The organism is Collinsella aerofaciens (assembly GCF_901212495.1).
Classification (GTDB): domain Bacteria; phylum Actinomycetota; class Coriobacteriia; order Coriobacteriales; family Coriobacteriaceae; genus Collinsella; species Collinsella aerofaciens_H.
In genome coordinates, this window is sequence record NZ_CAAKNY010000056.1 from 1 (window position 1) to 1,029 (window position 1,029).

Below are 1,029 nucleotides of genomic sequence, written 5' to 3' on the forward strand. Positions count from 1 at the left end.
CCCTCCACACCTTCGGCGCCTCCCCCCTCTCGGTTGGGCCGGCGACTTCGGGTGCAGACGACTCGGGTGGTGTGACGGGCGGTGTGTACAAGGCCCGGGAACGCATTCACCGCGGCATGCTGATCCGCGATTACTAGCAACTCCGACTTCATGGGGGCGGGTTGCAGCCCCCAATCCGAACTGGGGCCGGCTTTCCGGGATCCGCTCCCCCTCGCGGGGTGGCATCCCTCTGTACCGGCCATTGTAGCACGTGTGCAGCCCAGGGCATAAGGGGCATGATGACTTGACGTCGTCCCCGCCCTCCTCCGCCTTGACGGCGGCGGTCCCGCGTGGGTTCCCGGCATCGCCCGATGGCAACACGCGGCGGGGGTTGCGCTCGTTGCGGGACTTAACCCAACATCTCACGACACGAGCTGACGACAGCCATGCACCACCTGTATGGGCTCCTCTCGGCCACGGGGTCTCCCCCGCTTCACCCATATGTCAAGCCCTGGTAAGGTTCTTCGCGTTGCTTCGAATTAAGCCACATGCTCCGCTGCTTGTGCGGGCCCCCGTCAATTCCTTTGAGTTTTAGCCTTGCGGCCGTACTCCCCAGGCGGGACGCTTAATGCGTTGGCTGCGGCACGGGGGGATCGTCCCCCCACACCTAGCGTCCATCGTTTACGGCTGGGACTACCAGGGTATCTAATCCTGTTCGCTCCCCCAGCTTTCGCGCCTCAGCGTCGGTCTCGGCCCAGAGGGCCGCCTTCGCCACCGGTGTTCCACCCGATATCTGCGCATTCCACCGCTACACCGGGTGTTCCACCCTCCCCTACCGGACCCAAGCCGCGGAGGTTCCGGGGGCTTCGGGGGGTTGAGCCCCCCGCTTCGACCCCCGGCCTGCCGGGCCGCCTACGCGCGCTTTACGCCCAATGAATCCGGATAACGCTCGCCCCCTACGTATTACCGCGGCTGCTGGCACGTAGTTAGCCGGGGCTTCTTCTGCAGGTACAGTCTTCTCTCTTCCCTGCTGAAAGCGGTTTACGACCC

General features: G+C 65.1%; 1 rRNA gene. It reads right to left on the reverse strand.

What is annotated here, in order from left to right:
- Positions 1–1,029, reverse strand: a 16S ribosomal RNA gene (locus tag SFLMC1_RS06465); the annotation flags it as partial.